The sequence below is a fragment of the Escherichia sp. E4930 genome (assembly GCF_005845405.1).
Classification (GTDB): domain Bacteria; phylum Pseudomonadota; class Gammaproteobacteria; order Enterobacterales; family Enterobacteriaceae; genus Escherichia.
Map to the genome: position 1 here is coordinate 107,557 of NZ_VCDZ01000004.1, position 18,748 is coordinate 126,304.

Consider the following 18,748-nt stretch of genomic DNA (forward strand, 5'->3'; position numbering starts at 1 on the left):
CATGGACGGTACTTACATTAAGGCATACCCAGACGCAATGGTCAATTGTTCATTATGTAAAAAAGCGTTAGCTGATACATGTTTTAATGTTATGGAAGTTAATTTAATTATTTACAACAATGATGTAATAATGACGAGCTAACATTATAAACGTAATAATTCATTAATTAGGGTAATTTTGTTTGATATATATCAATTGGAACTTTCATATGACACTTAAAATCAATGCTCCTTAATAGCGATGAATAATCATCCATCGAAGTCAGGTGGGATGCCTGTCTGAATACACCCTTTCAGGATGTAGGGGGTTCTGCTGAGCATCTATGAAATTGAATGCAACTTATATAAATATACGTGATAAATGGTGGGGGCTTCCGCTGATCCTGCCGTCTATAATCTTGCCTTTTTTCGCCCATATAAATACTTTCGCACATATTTCTTCTGGTGAAGTTTTTCTCTTTTATCTGCCGCTTGCGCTGATGATCAGCATGATGATGTTTTTTAGCTGGGCAGCATTACCAGGTATTGCTTTAGGGATTTTTGTTCGTAAGTATGCCGAACTTGGTTTTTATGAAACGCTCTCGTTAACGGTTAATTTCATTATCATTATTATTCTTTGTTGGGGGGGCTATAAGGTGTTTACGCCCCGGCGTAACAACGTTTCACATGGTGATACCCGCTTAATTTCCCAGCGCATTTTTTGGCAGATTGTTTTCCCTGCAACGTTGTTTCTGGTGCTCTTCCAGTTTGCTGCGTTTGTAGGTTTACTGGCGAGCAGAACAAATCTGGTTGGCGTCATGCCCTTAAATCTGGGAACCTTAATCAATTACCAGGCCTTGCTGGTGGGTAATCTGATAGGCGTCCCGCTTTGCTACTTCATCATTCGTTCTGTACGAAATCCATTTTATTTACGAAGTTATTATTCTCAATTAAAACAACAGATTGACAGTAAAGTTACAAAAAAAGAGTTCGCGCTGTGGTTGCTTGCTCTGGGCGCATTGTTATTTCTGCTATGTATGCCTTTAAATGAAAAAAGCACAATTTTCAGCACCAACTATACCTTGTCGTTATTGCTGCCGCTGATGATGTGGGGAGCGATGCGTTATGGCTACAAGCTGATCTCGTTGCTCTGGGCAATAGTGCTGATGATCAGTATTCATAGCTACCAGAATTATATTCCCCTTTATCATGGGTATACCACTCAACTAACCATAACCTCCTCCAGCTATCTGGTATTTTCTTTTATCGTCAATTACATGGCAGTTCTGGCAACGCGTCAACGAGCGGTGACCAGACGCATTCAGCGGCTGGCTTACGTGGACCCGGTTGTTCATCTGCCGAATGTTCGCGCTTTGAATCGCGCGCTGCGTGATGCGCCCTGGTCCGCGCTATGTTTTTTACGCATTCCCGGTATGGAAATGCTGGTAAAGAACTATGGCATCATGCTGCGTATCCAATACAAACAAAAGCTTTCACATTGGCTGGCACCTTTACTGGAACCCGGAGAAGACGTTTATCAGCTTTCTGGCAATGATCTCGCGCTGCGACTGAATACAGAGTCTCACCAGGAGCGCATTATCGCATTGGATAACCATCTTAAGCAGTTTCGTTTCTTTTGGGATGATATGCCATTGCAACCACAGATTGGTGTCAGCTATTGCTATGTCCGTTCGCCAGTGAATCATATTTATTTGCTGTTAGGTGAGCTAAGTACGGTTGCTGAACTCTCTATAGTGACTAATGCCCCGGAAAATATGCAGCGTCGCGGAGCAATGTATCTGCAACGAGAATTAAAAGACAAAGTGGCAATGATGAATCGGCTACAGCAGGCGCTTGAGCACGACGATTTTTGCCTTATGGCCCAGCCAATTGTTGGAGTGCGCGGCGATGTCTATCATGAAATTTTGCTGCGTATGAGAGGGGAGAATGATGAACTCATCAATCCTGATAATTTCTTGCCGGTTGCGCATGAATTTGGCTTATCGTCCAGTATCGACATGTGGGTCATCGAACATACATTGCAGTTTATGGGGGAAAATAAAGAGAAAATGCCCGCCCAACGATTTGCGATTAATTTGTCGCCAACTTCAGTTTGTCAGGCTCGCTTTCCTGTTAAAATGAGTAAGTTATTGGCGAAATACCAAATAGAGGCGTGGCAGCTTATCTTTGAAGTCACCGAAAGTAATGCCCTTACCAATGTTAAGCAGGCACAGAACACGTTACAACATCTGCAGGAGTTAGGATGCCAGATTGCTATTGATGATTTCGGTACCGGATACGCAAGCTATGCACGGCTAAAAAATGTGAATGCCAATTTATTAAAAATTGATGGCAGCTTCATCCGTAATATTGCCTCGAATAGCCTGGATTACCAGATAGTGGCATCGATTTGTCATCTGGCACGAATGAAGAAAATGCAAGTGGTTGCGGAGTATGTTGAAAATGAAGAGATTCGCAAAGCCGTACACTCTTTGGGTATTGATTACCTGCAAGGCTCTTTGATTGGTGAACCGCAGCCGTTAATTGCGATTACGGCTGAAAGAGAACCGGTTCGAGAAAGCGCGTAATTCATTTGGGCCAACGCAACAGGTTGGCCCGTTTTCATTTCATATTAAGCCGCGATTTCCGGCGTGCTTTCTTCTTCAATTTTTAACCGCCAGCCACTCACGCCTTCCCAGTATTCTTGCTCCTTTTCCAGATCAAGCAATACCAGCGCGTTCTGGCTAAACCAGTCATGTGGAAAACGTAGCGTCCAGTGGCTGTCATCAGTAATAAGAGTCAATGTCGGCGGTGTCGTGGTTGCCTGACGTTGATTGTTAAGTAATACGCCAAGGCGCAACAGTTGAATTAACGGCAGGAACTGTTTTTTCTTAAACAGCGTAAAGCGCGGCAGATCGTCGAGCTTAATCGCTTTACGATGATAACGCACCAGCGTCGCCATCATCAGTTGTTGTTCCTGATTAAATCCTGGCAAGTCGCTGTTTTGCAGGATATACGCCGAATGGCGATGAAGGCCGCTATGATTAATGCTTAATCCGACTTCATGCAGCATGGCGGCCCAGCGCAGTAATGCTTCCAGTTGTGGATGGGCCAGCTTCGGTTGCTGTTCCCGCCATTGTTCGTACATTTGCATAGTTGTGTCGAGCACCCGTCGGGCCTGTTCACTGTCAATGTGATACTGGTTGGCCAGGCTGCTGGCGGTGCGGCTACGCACATCCTGATGGCGGAAACGTCCTTCCATTTCATATAAAACGCCTTCACGCAGCGCCCCGTCAGAAAGCCGCAGTTCGCGAATGGCTAAGGCATCAAATACACCACACAAAATCGCCAGACCAGGAACAAAAACCGTTTTCCGTTCTTCCGACAGACCCGGCAAACTTAACGCCGAGAAATTACGATGACGCAATACTTCTTTCACCAGTTTATCGAGGCGCTCTGGTGTAATAATGCCGTCTTTCTCGCCCATTTCCAGCAACACTTCATGGGCGGCTTTAATCGTGCCGGAAGCTCCCATTGCAACGTTCCAGCCCTGAATACGGAATTGCCAGGTTAATGTTTCCAGTTTTTGTGCAGCCGCCATGCGTGCACGCTGAAAATTCTCTTTATTGATGACCCCACCAGGGAAATAAAGCTGGGCAAAGCTAACGCAACCCATCCGGCGGCTTTCGACGAGAATCGGTTCGAAATTTTCTCCAATTACCAGCTCCGTTGAGCCGCCGCCAATATCAATAACCAGTTTGCGACCTTTTTCCGGCTGGGTATGTTCCACACCCATAAAAATCAGACGAGCTTCTTCGTTGCCGGAAATAATTTCAATCGGATAGGGAATAACCTTTTCGGCGCGTTTCAGAAAATCAGTAGCGTTCAGTGCCTGACGCAGTGTATGTGTCCCGACAATGCAAACACTAGAGGGAGAGAAACCTTGCAAGCGTTCGGCAAACAGTGACAGACAGCTTAAACCGCGCGTCATCGCCTCCTCACTCAACATATTATCTGGCCCCAGACCATCTGCCAGGTGTACCCGTTGTTTCAGGCGGCCAATAATCTGCATGGCGCCATCCACCACACGGGCAATAACCATGTGGAAACTGTTTGAACCAAGATCGACCGCAGCAAACTCCTGCGGGCGAGGGGATTTGTCGTGTATTGGCATAGGTTATTCTGGTTGTTCGAGTGATTTTATGTAGTCGTAGATCGCCAACTGCGCCCGAACTTTCCGGCGATTCCCGCGGGGAACGTAGCGATTACTGAGTTCTTTATCGATATAACGTGCTTTCACCGTATCGCTGAACAGAATATCTACGATATCCAGTACCCGCTGCTTCAGGCGCGGGTCGAGCAGCGGCGTAGCCACTTCAATACGATAATCAATGTTGCGCGTCATCCAGTCGGCGGAAGAAAGGTAAACCTTTTTATCGCCGCCATTTTCAAAAATATAGACCCGATCATGTTCAAGGTAACGGTCAACAATGCTGATAGCACGAATATTGTCGCTAATGCCTTCCAGATTGGGGATCAGCGAACACATCCCGCGTACCAGCAGATTTACCGGCACGCCGGAACTGGATGCCGCATACAGACGATCGACCAGTCCTTTATCGACCAGGTTATTCAGTTTCAGAGTAATACCGCTGGGCAGCCCTTGTTGTGCGTTGGCGATCTCGCGATCCACCATTTCATACAATAGGCGGCGGGAGTTTTGCGGCGACACCATTAAATAATCAAATGTCACCGGACGGTATGGGTTTTCAATAAAGTTGAACACCCGCCGCACTTCGTTGGTGATGCGCGCATCGGCAGTCAGCAGCGAATAGTCGGTATAAAGACGTGCGGTTTTTTCGTTAAAGTTCCCGGTCCCGATATGCGCGTAACGCACGACTTCACCGTTTTCTTTACGTGAAATCAGGAACAGTTTGGCGTGAATTTTCAGCCCCGGCGCAGAGAAGATAACGTGCACGCCAGCTTCGGTTAGTCGCTTCGCCCAATGAATGTTAGCTTCTTCGTCAAAACGTGCCTGTAGCTCAACCACCACGGTCACTTTCTTGCCGTTGTGCGCAGCGTGGATCATCGAGTCGATGATGCGTGAATCTTTTGCCACACGGTAAATGTTGATTTTAATCGCCAGCACGCTCGGATCGAACGAGGCCTGACGCAACAGTTCCAGTACGTGCTCAAAGGTGTGATAAGGGTAATAGAGCAGAACATCGCGTTCGCGAATGGCATCAAAACCGTTGCGGAACTGGGCTTTATCAAACCAGATATGGCGTAAACGCGGCAGTGGTTTGTTAACCAGATTCGCTTTGCCGACATTAGGGAAATTAATAAAGTCTTTGAAATTGTGGTAACGGCCGCCAGGGACGATAGAGTCGTAACGAGAAATAGTCAGTTTCTCACGCAACACCTCAACCAGCGCGTTAGGCATATCACGCTGATAAACAAAACGTACCGGCTCTGCGGTTAAACGCTGTTTCAGACTGGAAGACATCAGCTCCATCAGGCTGGCTTCCATCTCGTGTACTAAATCGTATTCGGCGTCGCGGGTCATCTTCATCGAATAGGCATTCAGCGCGTCATAATCAAAGAAGCCTTTGAAGATATCATCAAGGCAGTAACGCAGAATGTTATCCAATAAAATCATTGGTTTGCGTCGGCGCGGTGCTTCCGGCGGCAAATTCACAAAGCGCGGAACTTTATCCGATGGGATCTCCAGCAGCGCGTAACGAATGGTATCGCCACGAATAATCTCCACCGCCAGATAGGTATAATCATCTTTCAGAAACTGCACTAAGTCAGTGTCAGGATTGATTAAAATCGGCGTAATGTGCTGGCGCAGATACTGCTTAAAATAATGACGCAGCCAGTTTTGTTGATTAACGGAGAGTTGGCGTTCATTAATCAGGAAGATCTGGTTACGCGCCATCTCCAGTAGCAGTTCATTGTAAAGGCCGTCGAATTCCTGATCGGCTTTCAGCACGCGGGATTGAATTTTGCCCAGCAAATGGCGGGAATGAGAGTTAGAACCTTGTTCTTCGCTAATAATGATACGTCGCTTCAGTTCAGCGAAGCGAACTTTATAGAACTCATCAAGGTTATTGGAATAGATCCCAAGAAAACGCATCCTTTCAATCAGCGGGTTAGATTTGTCCGCCGCTTCCTGAAGCACGCGTTCATTGAACGATAACCAACTGAGCTCTTTCTCGATGTATAGCTTTTCCTGACCCATTACCACTTTTACTCCGTTTTATTCACGGGACACTGCCTGGATATTATGGCGAGCAATGTTGGCAGATGTCCAACTATGCCAGAAAAGGGGGAAAAAAACTGCTGAAGCCTGCGATTTACAGGATAAATGAGAAGCGCCAGCAGTAGCGCTGGCGCTTTAAATATGCGGAAGATTACTCGTCGTCGGCGGCGTAGCCCTGCGGTGGAAGACGCTGATCATCCAGCCACGCGGCGTTTTCATGCATCTTCAGACGACCATCAACAAACCAGCTAATGACCAACGGGTAAATAGCATGTTCCTGAGTTTGCACGCGAGCGGTGATTTCATCTTCCATATCACCAGCAAAAACCGGAACTTTAGCCTGCAAAATCACCGGGCCGCCGTCCAGCTCATCGGTGACGAAATGCACTGATGTACCGTGTTCTTCATCGCCATTTTCCAGCGCCTGACGATGGGTATGCAAGCCGGGATATTTCGGTAGCAGGGAAGGGTGAATGTTCAGCAAACGCCCGGCGTAGTGGGAAACAAACGCTGGGCTGAGAATGCGCATAAAACCGGCCAGAACGACTACATCGGGTGCGTACACGTCGATTTCGTGCATCAACTCCCGATCATAGTCTTCCCGACTGTCAAATTGGCTGGCAATAAGCGTATGCGTTGCGATACCTGCTTTGCGGGCGCGCTCAAGGCCGAACGCGTCGGCCTTATTGCTGAAAACTGCCCGTAGGGTGCCTTTAATTTTGTTGGTTTTACAGGCATCAATAATTGCCTGCAAATTACTTCCGTTGCCGGAAATAAGCACCACAATATTCATTATTCGATAACCACGCGTTGTTCGGAATCAGAAGCTTTGATGATACCGATTTTCCACGCGTTTTCACCGTTGGCATTGAGCAGGGCGAGAGCTTTGTCCACTTCCGGAGCAGGCAGGGCGATAACCATCCCGACGCCGCAGTTGAAGGTACGATACATTTCATGGCGGCTGACGTTACCTGCTGTTTGCAACCAGTTGAACACTTCCGGCCACTGCCAGGAGGATTCATCAATCACTGCCTGAGTGTTTTCAGGTAATACGCGAGGAATGTTTTCCCAGAAACCGCCGCCGGTCAGGTGCGCAATGGCGTGAACATCAACCTTTTCAATCAATTCCAGCACTGACTTCACATAAATACGGGTTGGCGCCAGCAGATGATCGGCTAAAGGTTTTCCGTCCAGCTCTGTAGTTTGCGGGTCACAACCGCTGACTTCGAGAATTTTGCGTACCAGCGAGTAACCGTTCGAGTGCGGGCCGCTGGAGCCGAGCGCAATGAGCACATCGCCGTCGCTAACTTTAGAACCGTCGATGATTTCTGATTTTTCTACCACGCCAACGCAGAAGCCAGCGACATCGTAATCTTCGCCGTGATACATCCCCGGCATTTCTGCCGTTTCGCCACCCACCAGTGAACAGCCCGATTGCAGACAACCTTCCGCGATGCCGCTAATCACCGCTGAAGCGGTATCAACATCCAGTTTTCCGGTTGCGTAATAGTCGAGGAAGAACAGCGGTTCTGCGCCTTGCACCACCAGGTCATTAACGCACATGGCGACCAGATCAATACCAATGGTGTCGTGACGTTTTAAGTCCATCGCCAGACGCAGCTTGGTGCCTACACCGTCAGTGCCGGAAACCAGTACGGGTTCACGATATTTTTGCGGCAATGCACACAGCGCACCGAAGCCGCCCAGACCGCCCATGACTTCCGGACGACGCGTTTTCTTCACTACGCCTTTGATTCTTCCAACCAGAGCATTACCCGCGTCAATATCAACACCGGCATCTTTGTAGCTAAGAGAGGTTTTATCGGTCACTGCTTGGGTCCCCACGCGTTACTTGCGGTAGAAAAATAAAATTCGGCGCAATTCTAACAGGGAAAGCAAACGTTTGCGAGACTGCTTTACACAACCTTTTTCTGCCTACCAGGCAGGGTAGTAGCGCATAAATAAACGTATTGAATGATTGTATTGTGAGATAATGGAAATAAATAACCATTTGAATGTGAAATGATTTTTTTATCAAACAGTTGTTGATTTGCCTAAAGTCAACGAAAATAATATTGCCGCCTTAAAAAAAGGCGGTATAATCCGTCGATTTTTTTTGTGGCTGCCCTCAAAGGAGAAAGAGTATGAAGATCGTGGAAGTCAAACACCCACTCGTCAAACACAAGCTGGGACTGATGCGTGAGCAAGATATCAGCACCAAGCGCTTTCGCGAACTCGCTTCCGAAGTGGGTAGCCTGCTGACTTACGAAGCGACCGCCGACCTCGAAACGGAAAAAGTCACTATTGAAGGTTGGAACGGCCCGGTAGAAATCGACCAGATCAAAGGTAAGAAAATTACCGTGGTGCCAATTCTGCGTGCGGGTCTGGGGATGATGGACGGTGTTCTGGAAAACGTTCCGAGCGCGCGCATCAGCGTAGTCGGTATGTACCGTGATGAAGAAACACTGGAGCCGGTACCGTACTTCCAGAAACTGGTTTCTAACATCGATGAGCGTATGGCGCTGATCGTTGACCCAATGCTGGCAACCGGTGGTTCCGTTATCGCGACCATCGACCTGCTGAAAAAAGCGGGCTGCAGCAGCATCAAAGTTCTGGTGCTGGTAGCTGCGCCAGAAGGTATCGCTGCGCTGGAAAAAGCGCATCCGGACGTCGAGCTGTATACCGCATCGATTGACCAGGGACTGAATGAGCACGGATACATTATTCCGGGCCTCGGCGATGCTGGTGATAAAATCTTTGGTACGAAATAACGAATAAAAAATAATTAAAGCCGACTTTAAGAGTCGGCTTTTTTTTGAGTAAAGCGCCTATAACACATAATATACAGAGGATAATACTATGACGCGCCGTGCTATCGGGGTGAGTGAAAGACCGCCACTTTTACAGACAATCCCGCTTAGTTTACAACATTTGTTCGCCATGTTTGGTGCAACCGTCCTGGTGCCCGTCTTATTTCATATCAACCCGGCGACCGTACTGTTATTTAACGGTATCGGAACGCTGCTGTATCTCTTCATCTGTAAAGGGAAAATCCCGGCTTATCTTGGTTCGAGCTTTGCCTTTATTTCTCCGGTGTTATTGCTGTTGCCGTTGGGTTATGAAGTCGCGCTGGGCGGCTTTATTATGTGCGGCGTGCTGTTCTGTCTGGTTTCTTTTATTGTGAAGAAAGCAGGGACTGGCTGGCTGGATGTGCTGTTTCCTCCAGCGGCAATGGGGGCAATCGTTGCTGTCATCGGTCTGGAGCTGGCGGGCGTGGCCGCTGGCATGGCTGGCTTACTCCCGGCTGAAGGGCAAACGCCAGATTCCAAAACCATCATTATCTCCATTACTACCCTTGCGGTTACGGTTTTAGGTTCCGTTCTGTTCCGCGGTTTCCTGGCGATTATCCCGATTTTGATTGGCGTGTTGGTGGGGTACGCGCTCTCCTTCGCAATGGGTATTGTCGATACCACGCCGATTATTAATGCTCACTGGTTTGCTCTGCCGACCTTTTACACGCCGCGCTTTGAGTGGTTTGCCATTTTGACCATTCTGCCTGCGGCGCTGGTGGTTATTGCCGAACACGTGGGGCATCTGGTGGTAACGGCTAACATCGTGAAAAAAGATCTGCTGCGCGATCCGGGCCTGCACCGTTCCATGTTCGCTAACGGCCTGTCGACCGTTATCTCCGGGTTCTTTGGTTCCACGCCAAACACCACCTACGGGGAAAACATCGGCGTTATGGCGATCACCCGCGTCTACAGTACCTGGGTAATCGGTGGTGCGGCGATCTTCGCCATTCTGCTCTCCTGTGTTGGTAAACTGGCTGCTGCTATCCAGATGATCCCACTGCCGGTGATGGGCGGCGTTTCGCTGCTGCTTTACGGTGTCATCGGCGCTTCTGGTATTCGCGTACTTATTGAATCGAAAGTGGACTACAACAAAGCACAGAACTTGATCCTGACTTCCGTGATCCTGATCATCGGCGTCAGCGGCGCGAAGGTAAACATCGGTGCCGCAGAGCTGAAAGGTATGGCGTTGGCGACCATCGTCGGCATTGGCTTAAGCCTGATCTTTAAATTGATTAGCGTGCTCCGTCCGGAAGAAGTGGTGTTGGATGCAGAAGACGCCGATATAACAGAAAAATAATGTAGCGACCGGGCAGTAATGCTGCCCGGTTCAAACATGATGGAATTCTGTGGTAAACTTCTCGTGATTTTGTGAAATCCCTGGTTGAGGTATCTCTGAACACACCGGCACAGCTCTCTTTGCCACTTTATCTTCCTGACGACGAAACCTTTGCAAGTTTCTGGCCGGGGGATAACTCCTCTTTACTGGCCGCGATGAAAAACGTGCTGCGTCAGGAACATAGCGGTTACATCTATCTCTGGGCACGCGAAGGCGCGGGGCGCAGCCATCTGCTGCACGCGGCTTGCGCGGAATTGTCGCAGCGTGGCGATGCGGTAGGTTATGTCCCGCTGGATAAACGCACCTGGTTTGTTCCGGAAGTGCTCGATGGTATGGAACAACTGTCGCTGGTTTGCATCGACAATATTGAGTGTATTGCTGGCGATGAGTTGTGGGAGATGGCGATTTTCGATCTCTACAATCGGATTCTGGAGTCAGGTAAAACACGGTTGCTGATCACTGGTGATCGTCCACCTCGTCAGTTGAATCTGGGGTTACCGGATCTTGCGTCACGTCTCGACTGGGGGCAGATCTACAAGTTGCAGCCACTTTCTGATGAAGACAAATTGCAGGCATTACAGTTACGCGCCCGTTTGCGTGGTTTTGAACTGCCGGAAGATGTGGGGCGTTTCTTGCTGAAGCGGCTCGACAGAGAAATGCGCACGTTGTTTATGACGCTGGATCAGTTGGATCGTGCGTCGATTACCGCGCAACGTAAGCTGACCATTCCGTTTGTGAAAGAAATTCTGAAGTTGTAGATAAGGTGTTTATTGTCGGATGCGGCGCGAACGCCTTATCCGACCTACGCGAAGTTAATCCATAGTATTCGTAAGCCGGATAAGACGCGGCAAGCGTCGTATCCGGCAATGTGTTTCAACTAGCGATGGAGCACATCTTAACCCACGATTTCCAGTACCTGCTCCGGTGGACGACCAATCCGCGCTTTGCCATTCACGACCACAATCGGGCGTTCCATCAGCTTCGGATTATCCACCATCGCCTGAATCAGCACTTCTTCGCTAAGCGAACTGTCTGCAAGATTCAACTCTTTATAAAGATCCTCTTTCTGGCGCATCAGTTCACGGGCGCTATTCATCCCCAACATTTTCAGCAAATTACGTAGCGTTGCCGCATCGGCGGGTGTCTCAAGATAGAGCACCACTTCCGGCTCCACACCATTTTCCTTCAGCAGGTTCAGCGTTTCACGGCTCTTTGAGCAGCGTGGGTTGTGGTAGATTTTTACCTGTTTGGTCATTGTTCTTCCTTTAATGCGAATTACATCTTGGTATAAGGCTTAAAGCGTTCCTGCAACTGGCGCAACTGGTCGATGCGCGCATCGTAACGCGCTTGTTGTAGGCTGCCTAATTTCACCTGCGAACTTGCGCTACTTAACAGAGAAATGGCCTGATCGAGTCGCCCGGCCAGCGCATAACCTTCTGCTCGCGCAGCCAGTTCCTGATCGCGGTTATTAAGCGCGGCCTCCGCCTGTGCCAGCAAATCCCAGCCATTGCTGTCATCTTTATTATTAAAGGTGTAGCGATTCAGAATATTGGCCGCTTCTTGTGGTTGACCGCCTTGCAGATAAGCGTTCGCCAGGTTGAGTTGCAACACAGGACTGGTGCGTAAATCACGGGCATTTTTCAGGCGATTGATTGCCTCATTGGCTTTGTTTTGCCCAAGATCGATATCGGTAGCCAGATCGAGATACCATGCGTTGCCAGGTTCTGCCGCCAGTAACGGTTGCAGCGTTTTACGCGCCTCGTCGTATTTATTGGCTTCCATCGCCTGTAAAGCACGACCATATTGCGCCGCCCGTTGCTGACGAACATTGCCTTTCGCCCATTCATCCAGTAAGTCGCTGGTGAGCTGATTACGTCCGGAATTGTACATCCCTAGAGTACGCGCTTTCGCCAGATAGAAATCTTCTGACGATTGCACCACCATCGGGCGCATCTGATTAGCACGGTTACGAGCATCAGCCAGACGGCTTTCCGGCAACGGGTGAGTCAGCAAAATTTCCGGCGGACGCGAAGAGTAACGCGCCTGATCGAGCAATTTTTCGAGGAAGGTCGGCATCGCCTGCGGATCGAACCCCGAGCGTTGCAGCACCTGAATCCCAATGCGGTCTGCTTCCTGTTCGTTTTGCTGGGTGAAGCTGATCATCCCCTGGCGTGTTCCCGCCAGCGTACCGGTCAGCGCTGCCATTCCCGCCTGCGGACTGGCCATCGCCAGTAAAATAGAACCTAACGCCCCGACCCAGGTGAGTGGTGCGCTACGTTGCTGATCTTCCATCGCTCGCGCCAGGTGGCGCTGGGTGACGTGGGAGATTTCATGCGCCATAACCGAAGCCAGTTGGCTTTCGTTATCGGAATAACGGAACAGGGCAGAATGCAGCACTACGTTGCCGCCAAAGAAAGCAAAGGCGTTAATTTCGTCGTTATTGATCAGAAAGAAATGGAATGGCGTCTTAACTGAATTGGCATGCGAAACCAGACGCATCCCCAGCGAGTTAATGTATTGCGTTAATAGCGGATCATTAATTAACGGCGCGCTGCCGCGTAACTGGCGAACATAATAGTCGCCCATTTGCATTTCCTGACCAATGGAAAGTGTGCTTCCTGCGGAGGTTCCCATATCCGGCAAGGTGTCTGCGCTATCGGCAAACGCCGGGGCTACCTGACCGAGGGTCACAGCAGCAATGAGGGTAGCAACAAGGTTTTTTTTCAACTGCCTGAACATAACCTCTGTCCTGTATTTCTGGAGATAGTCATTTGACCGATACTGTGAAATATCGTTCCCACCGCGCCGCCTTTGAGTGTAACGACGAAGATTAGCCCACTCAAATGACTTTTCAGTTTCCTTAATCCGTCATAAAAAGCGAAGTCTTTTTTGTGACATTTCGATACAATTGCGGATCGCAATCCCCCTCTTGAGGTTCAGGGAAGGTCTTTATGCTCGAAATGTTGATGCAATGGTATCGCCGCCGTTTTAGCGACCCGGAAGCGATTGCCTTGCTGGTTATTTTAGTTGCCGGTTTTGGCATTATCTTTTTCTTTAGTGGATTACTCGCGCCGTTGCTGGTGGCTATTGTGCTGGCCTATTTGCTGGAATGGCCCACTGTGCGCCTGCAATCTATTGGCTGTTCCCGCCGTTGGGCGACGTCGATTGTGCTGGTCCTGTTTGTTGGCATCCTGCTACTGATGGCATTTGTGGTCATGCCTATCGCCTGGCAACAGGGCATTTATTTAATCCGCGATATGCCGGGCATGCTCAATAAGCTTTCTGATTTTGCCGCCACGTTGCCGCGCCGCTATCCGGCGTTGATGGACGCGGGCATTATTGATGCGATGGCTGACAATATGCGTAGCCGGATGCTTACCATGGGCGATTCAGTGGTGAAAATCTCCCTCGCCTCGCTGGTCGGTTTGCTGACCATTGCTGTCTATCTGGTGCTGGTGCCATTGATGGTCTTCTTCCTGCTGAAAGACAAAGAGCAAATGCTGAATGCCGTTCGTCGGGTGCTGCCGCGCAACCGTGGACTGGCAGGGCAGGTGTGGAAGGAGATGAACCAGCAAATCACCAACTACATCCGTGGCAAGGTACTGGAGATGATCGTGGTGGGGATCGCCACCTGGCTGGGATTCTTACTCTTTGGGCTGAACTATTCGCTGCTGCTGGCGGTGCTGGTCGGTTTCTCGGTGCTTATTCCGTACATTGGCGCATTCGTGGTGACCATTCCGGTGGTCGGCGTGGCGCTATTCCAGTTTGGCGCTGGCACCGAGTTCTGGAGCTGCTTCGCGGTGTATCTGATTATCCAGGCGCTGGACGGTAACTTACTCGTACCGGTGTTGTTCTCTGAAGCCGTGAACCTGCATCCGTTGGTGATTATTTTATCGGTGGTGATTTTCGGCGGGCTGTGGGGATTCTGGGGCGTATTCTTCGCTATCCCACTGGCAACGCTAATCAAAGCAGTAATCCATGCCTGGCCGGATGGTCAAATCCCGCAAGAGTAATCTTCAGCGAAAAGGGCTTTGAAACGAGTGTCGCAGGGCGTGATTTACATCACCGGATGTGAAATGTGCTGGCCGCAAGCGCAGCCAGCACGGAATGGAGCAAAGTAATCAGGCGTGTTCTTTTAGCCAGTTAAGCACTACGTCGTGGTGATTGCTGGTTTTGAAATCGTCAAATACGTGTTCGATTTTGCCGTTGGCATCGATCAGGAAGCTGATACGGTGAATACCATCGTAGGTTTTGCCCATGAAAGACTTCTCGCCCCAGACGCCGAATTGTTCGCATACCTGGTGGTCTTCATCGGACAGAAGCGTAAAGTTAAGCAGTTCTTTATCTGCGAAACGGGAAAGTTTTTCAGGTTTATCGGTGCTGATACCGAGCACATCAACGCCCGCTTTTTTTAACTCTTCCATGTTATCGCGTAAGCCGCAGGCCTGTACGGTACAGCCGGGGGTCATGGCTTTCGGGTAGAAATAAACCAGAACACGCTGTCCCTGGAAGTCGGTCAAATTAACTTGTTCTCCGTCTTGGTCCGGCAAGCTAAATTTCGGTGCGATGTCACCGGCTTTCAGTGGATTCATTAATTAACTCCATCCTGTTCATCATGTTGGGAATAGTTGACGACGTTAATACTGCCTTGCGCATTGAGTTCTGTACATAGTGCTTTGAACGCTTGCTCAATATTTGCTGAGTCCGCAGACGCCGGGCTGTGGGCGGTGATCTGAATATGTAGCTGCGCAGCCCTTTCATTTTCAGCAGGTTGCGTGCGTGACACCAGTTCTGCAATGTTCATATGGTGTGCGTCGAAAAGTGCTGTGAAGCGCTCAATTAAATGCGGGGAGTCCGCCACATCGACCTGAACCCAGACAGATGCGGGCATCGGTGGACGTGGGCGAGCGGTCGTTCGTTTCATCACGATTAAAAGATCCAGCTCGGCGCCTTTCAACGGTAACGTTGATTCAATCAAGGTGATGGCGTTCCATGAACCGGAAAGCAGCATGATAAACGTGAACTCTTCTCCCAACATCGCCAGGCGACTGTCTTCGATATTACAGCCGCAACTACTGACATGACGGGTGATGGTATTCACAATTCCTGGGCGATCGGCACCCAGCGCAGTGATCACCAGATAATGTTGCGATGACAGTGTCAAACTGGTTATTCCTTTAAGGGGGTGAGATGTTCCTAAGGAAAGCATAAAAAAAACATGCATACAACAATCAGAACGGTTCTGTTTGCTTGCTTTTAATGCCATACCAAACGTACCATTGAGACACTTGTTTGCACAGAGGATGGCCCATGTTCACGGGAAGTATTGTCGCGATTGTTACTCCGATGGATGAAAAAGGTAATGTCTGTCGGGCTAGCTTAAAAAAACTGATTGATTATCATGTCGCCAGCGGTACTTCGGCGATCGTTTCTGTTGGTACTACTGGTGAGTCCGCCACTCTGAACCATGACGAGCATGTCGATGTCGTGATGATGACGCTGGAGCTGGCTGATGGGCGCATTCCGGTGATTGCCGGGACCGGTGCTAACGCCACCACAGAAGCCATTAACCTGACGCAGCGCTTCAACGACAGCGGTATTGTTGGCTGCCTGACGGTAACCCCTTATTACAACCGCCCATCGCAAGAAGGTCTGTATCAGCATTTCAAAGCCATCGCTGAACATACTGACCTGCCGCAAATTCTGTATAATGTGCCGTCCCGTACTGGTTGCGATCTGCTACCAGAAACGGTGGGCCGTCTGGCGAAAGTAAAAAATATTGTCGGAATCAAAGAAGCAACAGGGAACTTAACGCGGGTAAACCAGATCAAAGAGCTGGTTTCAGACGATTTTGTTCTGCTGAGCGGCGATGATGCGAGCGCGCTGGACTTCATGCAGTTAGGCGGTCATGGCGTAATTTCCGTTACGGCTAACGTCGCAGCGCGAGATATGGCCCAGATGTGCAAACTGGCGGCAGAAGGGCATTTTGCCGAGGCACGCGTTATTAATCAGCGTCTGATGCCATTACACAACAAACTATTTGTCGAACCCAATCCAATCCCTGTGAAATGGGCATGTAAGGAACTGGGTCTTGTGGCGACCGATACGCTGCGCCTGCCAATGACGCCAATCACCGACAGTGGTCGTGAGACGGTCAGAGCGGCGCTTAAGCATGCCGGTTTGCTGTAAAGTTTAGGGAGATTTGATGGCTTACTCTGTACAAAAGTCGCGCCTAGCGAAGGTTGCGGGTGTTTCGCTTGTTCTTTTACTCGCAGCCTGTAGTTCGGACTCACGTTATAAGCGTCAGGTGAGCGGCGATGAAGCCTACCTGGAAGCGGCACCGCTTGCAGAACTTCACGCCCCGGCAGGAATGATTTTGCCGGTGAACTCCGGCGACTATGCGATTCCGGTAACTAACGGTAGTGGCGCAGTTGGCAAAGCGTTAGATATTCGTCCACCAGCCCAGCCGCTGGCGCTGGTTTCAGGCGCGCGTACCCAGTTCACGGGCGATACCGCTTCGCTGCTGGTGGAAAATGGTCGTGGCAATACTCTGTGGCCGCAGGTCGTTAGCGTGTTGCAGGCGAAAAACTATACCATTACCCAGCGCGATGATGCCGGTCAGACGCTGACCACCGATTGGGTACAATGGAACCGTCTGGACGAAGACGAGCAGTATCGTGGTCGTTATCAAATCTCTGTTAAACCGCAGGGTTATCAGCAGGCGGTAACGGTGAAATTGCTGAACCTGGAGCAGGCTGGCAAGCCGGTTGCAGATGCGGCGTCTATGCAGCGTTACAGTGCTGAGATGATGAACGTCATTTCCGCTGGCCTGGATAAATCCGTCACTGACGCGGCTAATGCGGCGCAAAACCGTGCTTCCACAACAATGGATGTACAAAGCGGCGCTGACGACACTGGTTTACCGATGCTGGTCGTGCGTGGTCCGTTCAACGTAGTATGGCAACGTCTGCCTGCTGCGCTGGAAAAAGTGGGCATGAAAGTGACCGACAGCACTCGTTCACAGGGCAGCATGGCCGTAACTTACAAGCCACTGTCTGACAGCGACTGGCAGGAACTGGGCGCCCGTGATCCTGAACTGGCATCCGGCGACTACAAACTGCAGGTCGGTGATTTAGATAACCGCAGCAGCTTACAGTTTATTGATCCAAAAGGTCATACGCTGACACAAAGCCAAAACGACGCACTGGTATCTGTCTTCCAGGCTGCGTTTAGCAAGTAAAAATACAGGGCTGGAGTCATCCGGCCCTTTTTTCTGATATGATACGCAAACGTGTGCGTCAGCAGAAAAACGCGATTTTAGCGTTAATTCGCACGAAATTTGTTTGTCGGCGTAGGTCGGTTAAGGTGTTCACGGTACAGCCGACAAAACGACAGGCACACCAGACAGCAAAAGATTTTAAAACGTTAATTCACACCCAGGAGTGATAAAGATGCAAAAGCAAGCTGAGTTGTATCGTGGTAAAGCGAAAACCGTATACAGCACGGAAAACCCGGACCTGTTGGTGCTCGAATTCCGCAATGATACGTCAGCAGGGGATGGCGCGCGCATTGAGCAGTTTGATCGCAAAGGTATGGTGAACAACAAGTTCAACTACTTCATTATGAGCAAACTGGCTGAAGCGGGTATCCCGACTCAAATGGAGCGTCTGCTCTCTGATACCGAATGTCTGGTGAAAAAACTGGATATGGTGCCGGTTGAGTGTGTCGTGCGTAACCGTGCTGCTGGCTCTCTGGTGAAACGTCTTGGAATCGAAGAAGGTATTGAGCTGAACCCGCCGCTGTTCGATCTGTTCCTGAAAAACGACGCCATGCACGATCCGATGGTCAACGAATCTTACTGCGAAACCTTTGGCTGGGTAAGCAAAGAGAACCTGGCGCGCATGAAAGAGCTGACCTACAAAGCGAACGACGTGCTGAAAAAACTGTTCGACGATGCCGGTCTGATTCTGGTCGATTTCAAGCTGGAGTTTGGTCTGTACAAAGGCGAAGTGGTACTGGGTGATGAGTTCTCCCCGGACGGTAGCCGCCTGTGGGACAAAGAAACGCTGGAGAAAATGGACAAAGACCGTTTCCGCCAGAGCCTCGGTGGCCTGATCGAAGCCTATGAAGCCGTCGCCCGCCGCCTGGGTGTACAGCTGGACTGATTTTTCTGTTCATCGTCTTGCCGTGCTGCTGGCACGGCAAGACAACCGCTCTCGTAAGATGTGCATTGAACGCTCATTCCTCCATCATTTCCTCCCGTTTTCCTGTGGTAATCTTCCCCTGAACCACCTACGATCATTCCTATAATGAATA

General features: G+C 49.8%; 17 protein-coding genes. 9 read left to right on the forward strand and 8 right to left on the reverse strand.

Annotation, left to right across the window (positions count from 1 at the left end; all coding sequences use genetic code 11):
- The first annotated feature begins 1 nt into the window (after position 1).
- Both FFT88_RS25270 and FFT88_RS07455 read left to right on the forward strand, forming a co-directional pair.
- Positions 2-142, forward strand: a complete 141-nt coding sequence (locus tag FFT88_RS25270; RefSeq protein ID WP_165383135.1) for a hypothetical protein — start codon at positions 2-4, stop codon at positions 140-142.
- Between the two features lie 181 nt (positions 143-323).
- Positions 324-2,567 carry a sensor domain-containing phosphodiesterase gene (locus FFT88_RS07455; RefSeq protein ID WP_135404530.1) on the forward strand — a complete coding sequence of 748 codons (2,244 nt, stop codon included), beginning with the start codon at positions 324-326 and terminating at the stop codon, positions 2,565-2,567.
- A 44-nt stretch (positions 2,568-2,611) separates the two neighbouring features.
- Here the strand turns inward: FFT88_RS07455 and ppx are convergent, their stop codons facing one another.
- From ppx to purM, 4 genes are all read right to left on the reverse strand, one after another.
- Positions 2,612-4,153 (reverse strand): exopolyphosphatase, encoded by a 1,542-nt coding sequence (ppx, locus tag FFT88_RS07460; protein ID WP_130207475.1) that lies wholly within the window; start codon positions 4,151-4,153, stop codon positions 2,612-2,614.
- Between the two features lie 3 nt (positions 4,154-4,156).
- Positions 4,157-6,223, reverse strand: a complete 2,067-nt coding sequence (gene ppk1, locus FFT88_RS07465) for a polyphosphate kinase 1 (protein WP_130207473.1) — start codon at positions 6,221-6,223, stop codon at positions 4,157-4,159.
- 172 nt (positions 6,224-6,395) lie between these two features.
- The gene (gene purN, locus FFT88_RS07470; protein WP_130222015.1) at positions 6,396-7,037 is read right to left on the reverse strand and encodes a phosphoribosylglycinamide formyltransferase; all 642 of its coding nucleotides are present in this window, start codon (positions 7,035-7,037) and stop codon (positions 6,396-6,398) included.
- Positions 7,037-8,074, reverse strand: coding sequence for a phosphoribosylformylglycinamidine cyclo-ligase (purM, locus tag FFT88_RS07475; RefSeq protein ID WP_064526256.1), 1,038 nt, complete (start codon positions 8,072-8,074; stop codon positions 7,037-7,039). Before purM ends, purN begins: the two co-directional genes overlap by 1 nt.
- A 314-nt stretch (positions 8,075-8,388) precedes the next feature.
- On the opposite strand from purM, the gene upp reads away from it, so the two are divergent.
- The 3 genes from upp to FFT88_RS07490 all read left to right on the forward strand — a co-directional run bounded on the left by upp (position 8,389) and on the right by FFT88_RS07490 (position 11,190).
- On the forward strand, positions 8,389-9,015 hold the full coding sequence (gene upp, locus FFT88_RS07480; RefSeq protein WP_130207463.1) for a uracil phosphoribosyltransferase: 627 nt from the start codon (positions 8,389-8,391) through the stop codon (positions 9,013-9,015).
- Between the two features lie 88 nt (positions 9,016-9,103).
- The gene (gene uraA / locus FFT88_RS07485) at positions 9,104-10,393 is read left to right on the forward strand and encodes a uracil permease (protein WP_135404531.1); all 1,290 of its coding nucleotides are present in this window, start codon (positions 9,104-9,106) and stop codon (positions 10,391-10,393) included.
- Between the two features lie 95 nt (positions 10,394-10,488).
- Positions 10,489-11,190, forward strand: coding sequence for a DnaA inactivator Hda (locus FFT88_RS07490; RefSeq protein WP_074399451.1), 702 nt, complete (start codon positions 10,489-10,491; stop codon positions 11,188-11,190).
- 137 nt (positions 11,191-11,327) lie between these two features.
- On the opposite strand, the gene arsC is transcribed toward FFT88_RS07490, so the two are convergent.
- Both arsC and bepA read right to left on the reverse strand, forming a co-directional pair.
- The gene (gene arsC, locus FFT88_RS07495; protein ID WP_130222014.1) at positions 11,328-11,687 is read right to left on the reverse strand and encodes an arsenate reductase (glutaredoxin); all 360 of its coding nucleotides are present in this window, start codon (positions 11,685-11,687) and stop codon (positions 11,328-11,330) included.
- Positions 11,688-11,707: 20 nt separating this feature from the next.
- Positions 11,708-13,171, reverse strand: a complete 1,464-nt coding sequence (gene bepA, locus FFT88_RS07500; protein ID WP_130214585.1) for a beta-barrel assembly-enhancing protease — start codon at positions 13,169-13,171, stop codon at positions 11,708-11,710.
- Between the two features lie 212 nt (positions 13,172-13,383).
- Between bepA and FFT88_RS07505 the strand changes: the two genes are divergently transcribed.
- Complete coding sequence (locus FFT88_RS07505) at positions 13,384-14,445, forward strand: AI-2E family transporter (protein WP_130214583.1); 1,062 nt, start codon at positions 13,384-13,386, stop codon at positions 14,443-14,445.
- Between the two features lie 108 nt (positions 14,446-14,553).
- Here FFT88_RS07505 and bcp read toward each other — a convergent pair whose 3' ends face one another.
- Both bcp and FFT88_RS07515 read right to left on the reverse strand, forming a co-directional pair.
- Positions 14,554-15,024, reverse strand: a complete 471-nt coding sequence (gene bcp, locus FFT88_RS07510) for a thioredoxin-dependent thiol peroxidase (protein WP_130207453.1) — start codon at positions 15,022-15,024, stop codon at positions 14,554-14,556.
- Complete coding sequence (locus tag FFT88_RS07515; RefSeq protein ID WP_130207451.1) at positions 15,024-15,596, reverse strand: glycine cleavage system transcriptional repressor; 573 nt, start codon at positions 15,594-15,596, stop codon at positions 15,024-15,026. The genes bcp and FFT88_RS07515 overlap by 1 nt, the downstream gene beginning before the upstream one ends.
- Before the next feature lie 146 nt (positions 15,597-15,742).
- On the opposite strand from FFT88_RS07515, the gene dapA reads away from it, so the two are divergent.
- The 3 genes from dapA to purC all read left to right on the forward strand — a co-directional run bounded on the left by dapA (position 15,743) and on the right by purC (position 18,597).
- A complete protein-coding gene (dapA, locus tag FFT88_RS07520; RefSeq protein ID WP_130214581.1) occupies positions 15,743-16,621 on the forward strand; it encodes a 4-hydroxy-tetrahydrodipicolinate synthase in 879 nt (292 codons plus the stop codon).
- Between the two features lie 16 nt (positions 16,622-16,637).
- Positions 16,638-17,672: an outer membrane protein assembly factor BamC gene (gene bamC, locus FFT88_RS07525; protein WP_135404532.1), complete on the forward strand. Its 1,035-nt coding sequence runs from the start codon at positions 16,638-16,640 to the stop codon at positions 17,670-17,672.
- 211 nt (positions 17,673-17,883) lie between these two features.
- A complete protein-coding gene (gene purC / locus FFT88_RS07530) occupies positions 17,884-18,597 on the forward strand; it encodes a phosphoribosylaminoimidazolesuccinocarboxamide synthase (RefSeq protein ID WP_001295467.1) in 714 nt (237 codons plus the stop codon).
- The last annotated feature ends 151 nt before the right edge of the window (positions 18,598-18,748 follow it).

Bases quoted from the DNA above. Each gene is read 5' to 3' on its own strand.
- FFT88_RS25270 (WP_165383135.1), top strand. From the start codon at position 2: ATGGACGGTACTTACATTAAGGCATACCCAGACGCAATGGTCAATTGT.
- bamC (WP_135404532.1), top strand. From the start codon at position 16,638: ATGGCTTACTCTGTACAAAAGTCGCGCCTAGCGAAGGTTGCGGGTGTT.
- bcp (WP_130207453.1), bottom strand. From the start codon at position 15,024: ATGAATCCACTGAAAGCCGGTGACATCGCACCGAAATTTAGCTTGCCG.
- ppk1 (WP_130207473.1), bottom strand. From the start codon at position 6,223: ATGGGTCAGGAAAAGCTATACATCGAGAAAGAGCTCAGTTGGTTATCG.
- purC (WP_001295467.1), top strand. From the start codon at position 17,884: ATGCAAAAGCAAGCTGAGTTGTATCGTGGTAAAGCGAAAACCGTATAC.
- FFT88_RS07455 (WP_135404530.1), top strand. From the start codon at position 324: ATGAAATTGAATGCAACTTATATAAATATACGTGATAAATGGTGGGGG.
- FFT88_RS07505 (WP_130214583.1), top strand. From the start codon at position 13,384: ATGCTCGAAATGTTGATGCAATGGTATCGCCGCCGTTTTAGCGACCCG.
- bepA (WP_130214585.1), bottom strand. From the start codon at position 13,171: ATGTTCAGGCAGTTGAAAAAAAACCTTGTTGCTACCCTCATTGCTGCT.
- ppx (WP_130207475.1), bottom strand. From the start codon at position 4,153: ATGCCAATACACGACAAATCCCCTCGCCCGCAGGAGTTTGCTGCGGTC.
- dapA (WP_130214581.1), top strand. From the start codon at position 15,743: ATGTTCACGGGAAGTATTGTCGCGATTGTTACTCCGATGGATGAAAAA.
- upp (WP_130207463.1), top strand. From the start codon at position 8,389: ATGAAGATCGTGGAAGTCAAACACCCACTCGTCAAACACAAGCTGGGA.
- purN (WP_130222015.1), bottom strand. From the start codon at position 7,037: ATGAATATTGTGGTGCTTATTTCCGGCAACGGAAGTAATTTGCAGGCA.
- arsC (WP_130222014.1), bottom strand. From the start codon at position 11,687: ATGACCAAACAGGTAAAAATCTACCACAACCCACGCTGCTCAAAGAGC.
- uraA (WP_135404531.1), top strand. From the start codon at position 9,104: ATGACGCGCCGTGCTATCGGGGTGAGTGAAAGACCGCCACTTTTACAG.